Origin of the sequence: Sandarakinorhabdus cyanobacteriorum, from assembly GCF_002251755.1 — a bacterium.
GTDB classification, from domain to species: Bacteria; Pseudomonadota; Alphaproteobacteria; order Sphingomonadales; family Sphingomonadaceae; genus Sandarakinorhabdus; species Sandarakinorhabdus cyanobacteriorum.
The window spans coordinates 1-7,364 of record NZ_NOXT01000046.1 but is presented as its reverse complement, the minus strand read 5'-3'; the positions used below and the strand labels follow the sequence as shown (position 1 = coordinate 7,364).

At 66.7% G+C, this 7,364-nt stretch carries 10 protein-coding genes; 5 read left to right on the top strand and 5 right to left on the bottom strand.

Annotated elements, in window-relative coordinates:
* Window positions 1-29: 29 nt before the first annotated feature.
* Window positions 30-533: a PEP-CTERM sorting domain-containing protein gene (locus CHU93_RS01050; protein ID WP_094472365.1), complete on the top strand. Its 504-nt coding sequence runs from the start codon at window positions 30-32 to the stop codon at window positions 531-533.
* Here the strand turns inward: CHU93_RS01050 and CHU93_RS01045 are convergent.
* The 3 genes from CHU93_RS01045 to CHU93_RS01035 all read right to left on the bottom strand — a co-directional run bounded on the left by CHU93_RS01045 (window position 526) and on the right by CHU93_RS01035 (window position 1,654).
* Entirely contained in the window at window positions 526-1,020 is a 495-nt protein-coding gene (locus tag CHU93_RS01045) for a GNAT family N-acetyltransferase (RefSeq protein WP_094472364.1), read from the bottom strand. The two genes, CHU93_RS01050 and CHU93_RS01045, sit on opposite strands and share 8 nt — an antisense overlap.
* The gene (locus CHU93_RS01040; protein ID WP_094472363.1) at window positions 1,017-1,358 is read right to left on the bottom strand and encodes an ArsC/Spx/MgsR family protein; all 342 of its coding nucleotides are present in this window, start codon (window positions 1,356-1,358) and stop codon (window positions 1,017-1,019) included. The genes CHU93_RS01045 and CHU93_RS01040 overlap by 4 nt, the downstream gene beginning before the upstream one ends.
* 86 nt (window positions 1,359-1,444) lie before the next feature.
* Window positions 1,445-1,654, bottom strand: coding sequence for a hypothetical protein (locus CHU93_RS01035; RefSeq protein WP_094472362.1), 210 nt, complete (start codon window positions 1,652-1,654; stop codon window positions 1,445-1,447).
* Window positions 1,655-1,778: 124 nt separating this feature from the next.
* On the opposite strand from CHU93_RS01035, the gene CHU93_RS01030 reads away from it, so the two are divergent.
* Window positions 1,779-2,399, top strand: coding sequence for a DNA-3-methyladenine glycosylase family protein (locus CHU93_RS01030; RefSeq protein ID WP_094472361.1), 621 nt, complete (start codon window positions 1,779-1,781; stop codon window positions 2,397-2,399).
* Window positions 2,400-2,411: 12 nt separating this feature from the next.
* Window positions 2,412-3,251 (top strand): TrmH family RNA methyltransferase, encoded by an 840-nt coding sequence (locus CHU93_RS01025; protein WP_094472360.1) that lies wholly within the window; start codon window positions 2,412-2,414, stop codon window positions 3,249-3,251.
* A 42-nt stretch (window positions 3,252-3,293) separates the two neighbouring features.
* On the opposite strand, the gene CHU93_RS01020 is transcribed toward CHU93_RS01025, so the two are convergent.
* Both CHU93_RS01020 and CHU93_RS01015 read right to left on the bottom strand, forming a co-directional pair.
* A complete protein-coding gene (locus tag CHU93_RS01020; protein ID WP_094472359.1) occupies window positions 3,294-3,557 on the bottom strand; it encodes a protein usg in 264 nt (87 codons plus the stop codon).
* 111 nt (window positions 3,558-3,668) lie between these two features.
* Window positions 3,669-5,162, bottom strand: a complete 1,494-nt coding sequence (locus CHU93_RS01015; RefSeq protein ID WP_094472366.1) for an acetyl-CoA acetyltransferase — start codon at window positions 5,160-5,162, stop codon at window positions 3,669-3,671.
* A 73-nt stretch (window positions 5,163-5,235) separates the two neighbouring features.
* On the opposite strand from CHU93_RS01015, the gene phhA reads away from it, so the two are divergent.
* Together phhA and CHU93_RS01005 are read left to right on the top strand one after the other, a co-directional pair.
* Complete coding sequence (gene phhA / locus CHU93_RS01010; RefSeq protein ID WP_094472358.1) at window positions 5,236-6,099, top strand: phenylalanine 4-monooxygenase; 864 nt, start codon at window positions 5,236-5,238, stop codon at window positions 6,097-6,099.
* A 35-nt stretch (window positions 6,100-6,134) separates the two neighbouring features.
* Window positions 6,135-7,016, top strand: coding sequence for an alpha/beta fold hydrolase (locus CHU93_RS01005; protein WP_094472357.1), 882 nt, complete (start codon window positions 6,135-6,137; stop codon window positions 7,014-7,016).
* Window positions 7,017-7,364 lie beyond the last annotated feature (348 nt).

Genomic DNA, 7,364 nt, shown 5'->3' with positions numbered 1-7,364 from the left:
CCTGACAGGAAGGCTCATGAATAAGGCGGGTGAACAACAGCGTGATCGGCGAACAGCAGGGGTTCACCTCGTTCGATCCAGCCGCGTTCAGTGGCACCCGCTTCACCTTTGCCGGCAATTATGTTGCCATCACCCGGCCGCACGGCCTGTCCTGCTTTGGCTGCACCGACAGCCGGTTCATCGACAATGTCATCGTGACGCTGCCGCAGTCGGATCGGCTGGCCGGGCTGCATGTGCCGGGCGGAGCAAACAATGTCTTCCAGAACAATGTGAACATGGATCTGCGCGGCATCAATGCGCCGCTGGATCAGGTGCTGCCGTCGCGCCTCTACTCGGCGCTGGTGCCCAGCGTGGCCGGCATGGTGGGCAGCCAGCACGACAATCGCGATTGGCGGATCAGTGACGAGCCGGCGCTGCTGTCGGCAACAGGGCCGGTGCCGGAACCGGGCGGCTGGATGATGATGCTGTTCGGGTTCGTGATGGTGGGCCGGGTGCTGCGCGGCCGCCAGGCCGCCCGCGTGGTGCTCAGCTGAGGCTGCGCTGCATCATCACGATGTCGAGCCGGCGGCCGAATTTTTCGCCAATGCCCTGCAACACGCCGGCCGGGCGGAAACCGCAATTGGCATGCAGGCCGATGGAGGCCTCGTTGGCGGAATCGCCGATCACCGCAATCAGCTCGCGGAAGCCAGCGGCGCGCGCCTCGCTTGCCAGCGCCATCAGCAGGGCCTGGCCGATGCCGGTGCGCTGGGCATCAGGGGCGACATACACACTGGTTTCGCCGCAATAGCGATAGGCCGCCCGGTCGCGGAACTGGGTGGCATAGGCATAGCCGTCGATCTGGCCCATCGTCACATGCACCAGCCAGGGCCAGCCGTGCGATTTCACCCGCATCAGCCGCTGCGCCATTTCGGCGGCCGATGGTGGTTCCAGCTCGAAACTCGCGGTGCCGTGCAGAACGGCCGGGGCATAGATGGCGGCCAGCGCGGCGGCGTCTTCCATGCGGGCGGGGCGGATGCTCATGCCACCTCCAGCGCGCGCTCGGCCGGCCGGGCCAGCACGATGCCACCGGGGCCGATCACCAACGGGCGGTTGATCAGGATGGGATCGGCCAGCATGGCGGCCAGCACCGTGGCGTCATCGGCGGCCGGCAGGCCGCGTTCCTCCGCCGTGGTGCCGCGCGTGCGCAGCAGGGCCTGGGCACCACCCACGGCCGCAGCAACCCTGGCCAGGGTTTCCGCGCCGGGCGGGGTTTTCAGATATTCCACCACGCTAACGTCGTGCCCGCCCTCCCGCAACAGGGCCAGCGCGTTGCGGGACGTGCCGCAATTGGGATTGTGCCAGATGGTGATGCCCGCCATGCCTGTTGCCAACCTGTTGCGAACCTTCGTGAACCCCACCCAACATCTGCAGTCTGGCACGGCCGGCGGGCCCAAGTCCAGACGGGTCAGGCGGCGATTTTTGGGAGGGCGTCATCAGCGCCCGGCGGCCAGCGCAGCAGATGCGGCCGTTCCGAAAGGATGGCCAGGGCGCGGGCCAACGGCAGCCGGTCAAGCCCCAGGGCGGTGGCCGGCGCGCGGTCCCAGCGCACCAGGGCGGCAAGACCATGTTCGGCGGCGGCACTGGCCAAATGGGCGGGGGTGGGCGGCTTGATCATCGGCCGCGCGCCATGCCGCGCCCGCGCTGTCGCGGCAATTCCGGGCAATCACGGAGTGGCGGTTTTCGGCCCTCTTCGTCACCGCCGCTGGTCACGGCCGGCCGCCCCGGCTAGGCTCCCTGTCATGGGACTTTCCGCTGCACAGCTGCAAACCTGCCTCGATGCACTCGCCGGCGCGCACCCGCCGATTGCCGCCGCACTTGCCGCCCATGGCTATCCCGAACCGCGGCTGCGCCCCCGCGGCGCCGGCACGATGATGCGGGCGATCGTCGCCCAGCAGGTCAGCACCAAGGCGGCGGCCAGCATCTGGAACCGGCTGGAGGCGGCCTGCGGCGGCAACATGGATGATCTCGCCGCCGTGGCTGCCACCCCGTTCGATGTGCTGCGTTCGGCCGGCCTGTCCGGGCAGAAGGCCAGCTATGTCCATGCGCTGGCCGAAGCGGTGTCATCGGGCCGGATCGATTTTGCCGCGCTGCCCGCCGATGATGAAGAGGCGATTGCGCTCCTCTCCTCCATCAAGGGCATCGGCCGCTGGTCGGCCGAGATTTACCTGCTGTTCGCCGAAGGCCGCGCCGATGTTTTCCCGGCCGGCGATCTGGCCCTGCAGGTGCAGCTGGGCCGGCTGCTGGGTGAAGAGGCGCGGCCGACCGAGAAGCGCGCCCGCGCCCTTGCCGAACCGATGCGCCCGCACCGCGGCGCGCTGTCCATCTTCCTCTGGCACAATTACAATATCGTCGCGCTGTGATAGGCGGCGCGCATGATCCGCATCACTGATGTCACCTCGCCGGCCAACCCGGTGCTGAAAAGCCTGAAGGCGCTGGCCGAGAAGAAGGGCCGGCGCGCGCAAGGCCTGTTCCTTGCCGAAGGGCTGCGCGTCTGCACCGAAGCGCTGGCCGCCGGCCATGTGCCCAACACATTGGTGTTCACGGCCGAAGCCGAACAGCACCCGCTCACCGTCGCGCTGATCCGCGCCACGTCGGAAGCCCGGCGCACCTCGCTGCGCGTCACCCCCGATCTGATGCAGCGGCTGACGGGCAAGGACAATGCCGCCGGGGTGGCCGCCGCCTATGAAATCCCGTCCACCGATCTCGACCGGATCGATCGCAGCACGGCGAAGCTGTGGCTGGTGGCCGAGAATCTGAAGGATCCCGGCAATTTCGGCACCATGCTGCGCACCTGCGACGCGACCGGGGCGGGCGGGGTGATCCTGCTCGACAACAGCTGCGACCCGTTCAGCGTGGAGGCGGTGCGCGCCAGCATGGGCGCGCTGTTCAGCCGCCAGGTGGCGCGCGCCACGGCCCGCGAGTTCTTCCAGTGGCTGCGCCAAGGGCCAGCGCAACTGGTGGGCGCGGCGCTGGAAGGGCGGACGGTGGATTATCGCCAGCACCGCTATCAGGCGCCCTGTTTCCTGTTCATGGGCAACGAACAGTCCGGCCTGCCCGCCGACCATGCCGCCCAGTGCGACGCGCTGGTCAAGCTGCCGATGCGGGGCACGGCCGACAGCCTGAACGTCGCGGTCTGCGCCGGCGTGCTGCTCTATCACGCGCTCGACCAACTTGATCCTCACCCCCTGGGGGAGGTGGCACGCGAAGCGTGACGGAGGGGCGCGCCCGTCCCGCCGGCGCCGCGTGCTTGGTCCTCAATGCAGCGTCAAGATCTCGTCCACGCTGCGCCATTGGCTCGGCCCCACCAGGCCGCGGTGGGCCACCCGCACCGAATGGATGGTCGCCTCCACCTCGCGCTTCCAATGGTCGAGAAAGCGCTTCAGCTCCGGAAACTGCGGGGCCAGATCATACAACTGCCAGCTGAACTGCTGCAGCAATTTCGGGTGATCGGGCCGCCAATAGGCGATGTCCACCATCGCCAGGCTGTATCCCTGCAGCTGCCGTTCCAGATCGGTCATGGCTCCTCCTCCTGATGGATGGCGCCATGATTTCGCGGTTGATCGTCGCCGTCAACGGGGTAAATAACAGAAATTGCTGGAGATTTTGTCAGCAGCCAGCGCTGTCGAGTGCTACGCGATCCGCCACTGCTGCAGGCCATCCTCACCCACATGCACCCGGCCGGCATCGCCGATCGGGCTGCGCTCGGGGCTGAGGAACGGCGCCACCTCAGCCAGGTCCAGCTTGCCGAACACGCGCGCGCCGTCCGCCGTGCGGCCCACCACGCTGCCATGGCTGGGCTGGCCTTCGCGGCCAAACACGATGGAGTAACTCTCCACCACCGCCGCGCCTTCGAACGCCCCGTCAAAGCGCGGCACGTCGCCCCTGATCTCCTCGGCCGCATCCTGCACATCGCGGTTCAGCATCAGCCACGCCGGCTCGGCCGGGCGGCAGCCGATCACCAGCGCGTGATGCTTGGTGACATAGCCGCCCTGGCCATAAAGCAGCGCCTGATCGGCCGGCCGCGCGCGCAGGCTGTGCACCATCGCGCAGGTGCTGTGCAGCATGTAGCAGTTCAGCCCCGCGCCCGCGAACGACAGCCCGCCCATCACGCTCAACGGCACATCGGCGCCCAGCCCCAGCGTGCGCCGCGCCATCTTGGGCACGGTCGGGAAACAGCTGTACAGCTCCACCCGGTCAAAGCCGTTCGGCGCAATCCGCATCGCCTGGCCCAGCACGGCATCCTGGGCGCAGCTGTGCACATATTGGTCGCGCTTCAGATAATCCATGTGCTCGCCCGCGCTCGCCCCGCCGTGCACATGGATGATGCGATGTTCAGGCACGCCCGCCGCCCGTGCTGCCGCCAGCGTCGTCATCAGCACGGCCGCCCCGGCGTTGACATTGTTGTTGGCCACCATCCGCTTGGTATAGGGCCAGCAGATCATGCGGTTGTCGTCCGCCACCTGGGTGATCTCGGCGGCGGAAAAGGCCTTGCGCTCCCAGGCATTGGGATTGGCCGCGGCCGCCGCGCTGATCCGTTCATAGGCCGCCCCGCTTTCGGCCAGCGCCTGTGCCGGCGTCAGGCCCCAGGCCGCCACCGTGGCATTTTCATACAGCGGATAGATGTGGATCGGCTGGAAGATGCCATGGCGCATACCCAGTTCGGTGACATGATCCGATGGGATGATCGGATTTTCCGGCACCTTGGCCGGCGGCGTCCATGGCAGCTGGATGCCGGCGGCCTTGGCCTTGGCGACAGCATTCTGCGCCTCTGCTCCCGTCACCACCGCCACCACGCTGTTGCCGTTCATGATGCGCAGCGCCGCCTCGTGGATCTTCGTCGTCGGCGTCTCCCCGCCCACGATGCCGTAAACCGCGCGTGGCGGCACGATGCCCAAGCGCTCCGCCAGCCGCGCTGCCACCCGGTCATACCGCCAGCTCACCAGGTTGATCAGATCAAGGCTGTCGGTCCGCTCCAGCCAGCCGCCGCCGGCGTCTTCGTCCGCCGCCCGCACCGCCGCCTCCATCAGCGCCAGCGGCTCCAGCGCCGCCGCCGGATCGGCCGGCCGGTCGAGCACCTCGCCCACCCCAATGATCACCGGCGTGCGTTCGGCTGGCAGCGACATCCACATTCTCCCCTTTGCCCGTCGCCTGATACTGAAGGTCGCAAAGCGCGGCCACCCCTGCTAATATCGCGGGGTGACCGAAATTGCGCCTTCGCCCGATTGGACCATCCCGCAGGATTGGGCCCATTACAGCCCCACCGATCACCGCGTGTGGGATCATCTGTTCGACCGGCAAACCCGCCTGTTGCCCGGCCGCGTCGCACCCGAATTTCTCGATGGCCTGAAGCGCCTCGATCTTACCCGCCCCGGCGTGCCGGATTTCGCCCGCCTGAATGATCAGCTGGTGGCGCTCACCGGCTGGCAGGTGGTGGCCGTGCCCGGCCTGGTGCCCGATGCGGTGTTCTTCGATCATCTCGCCAACCGCCGCTTTCCGGCCGGCAACTTCATCCGCCGCCCTGATCAGCTCGACTATCTGCAAGAGCCTGACGTGTTCCACGATGTGTTCGGCCACGTCCCCCTGCTCGCCCACCCGGCCTTTGCCGATTATATGCAGGCCTATGGCCAGGGCGGCCTGCGCGCGCTGGAATATAATGCCATCGCCCGCCTGTCGCGCCTCTATTGGTACACGGTGGAATTCGGCCTGATCCGCGGGCGCGATGGCCTCGCCATCTATGGCGCCGGCATCGTTTCCAGCCATGGCGAAACCCACTTCGCGCTCGACAGTGCCAGCCCCAACCGGCTGGGCTGGCGGCTCGACCGGGTGCTGCAAACTCCCTATCGCATCGATGATTTCCAGCAGAATTATTTCGTCATCGACAGTTTCGACCAACTGCTGAAGGTCACGCTCGAGACCGATTTCGGCCCACTCTATCAGCGGCTTGCCGATGCCCCCGATATCCCCATCGCCACCATCCTGCCCGATGATCCCGTCTTCACCCGGGGGGACCAGAGCCACGTCGCCACCAGCCGCCAGCCCGCCTGCCACCACCCCAACTGATTGACGGCAGGTCGCCAAAACGCCAAGCGATCCCCATGATCGAAAACAGCAGCGATTGGGGCCCCACCTCCCACAGCTTCATCTCGCAGCGCCTGCGCCTGCATTATTGCGATTGGGGCAACCCCACCGCGCCGCCCCTGCTGCTGCTCCACGGCGGCCGCGATCACGCCCGCAGCTGGGATTGGGTGGCCCGCGAACTGAAAGGCGATTGGCACATCATCGCCCCCGATTGGCGCGGCCATGGTGACAGCGCCTGGTCGCCCGACGGCGATTACAACACCCACGCCTATGTCTATGATCTCGCCCAGCTCATTCACCAGCTGAAACTGGCACCGGTCACCATCGTCGCCCACTCCATGGGCGGCAACATCGCCCTGCGCTACACCGGGCTCTACCCCGAAAACGTCAAGAAACTCGTCGCCATCGAAGGCCTCGGCCCATCACCCAAGATGCTCGCGGAGCGCCAGAAAACCGATTTCGCCACCCGCGAACGCCAATGGATCGACGCCAAACGCGCCGCCGCCGCCCGCCAACCCAAACGCTACGCCACGCTGGAAGACGCCTTCGCCCGCATGCACCAGGAAAACAGCTTCCTGTCCGAAGAGCAGGCCCGCCACCTCACCATCCACGGCACCCACCGCAACGAAGACGGCAGCTACAGCTGGAAATTCGACAATTATCTCCACCTGCCCTGGGCCCACGACATGGCCCCCGACCAGGTCGCAGAGCTGTGGACACGCATCACCTGCCCCACCCTGCTGATGTACGGCGAAAAAAGCTGGGCCTCCAACCCGGTGGACGACGGCCGCATCCAGCACTTCACCACCGCCCGCGTGGTGACATTCGAAAACGCCGGCCACTGGCTCCACCACGACCAGTTTGACCGGTTCATGGCGGAGCTGCGGGCGTTCTTGTGAGCGTTGGGTTCTCGGGAAGGGGAGGAAGTGGCCTCCGGCGGGCAGGGTCACGGACCCTGCACCCGATTCATTTGGGTCATCGCTCCAACCCACCGCGTCACCCCGGACATGATCCGGGCCCCCGCCTTCCTCCGTGCCGCGAAACCCAAAGCCGCCTCTGCGAATTTGGTATAGTGTCCCCGGAATTTCTGAGTCAGGATTCGATCACCGCACCGAGATGCGGAGTTCGATCAGGGGTCTTGAGAGTGCCTTAAAAAGTCTGAAAGGAAGCCTCGACAATCCAAAATTGGATGACAAGACGCGTTCGGCCTTAGCCCGCCTTATTCATGAGCCTTCCTGTCAGGGCGT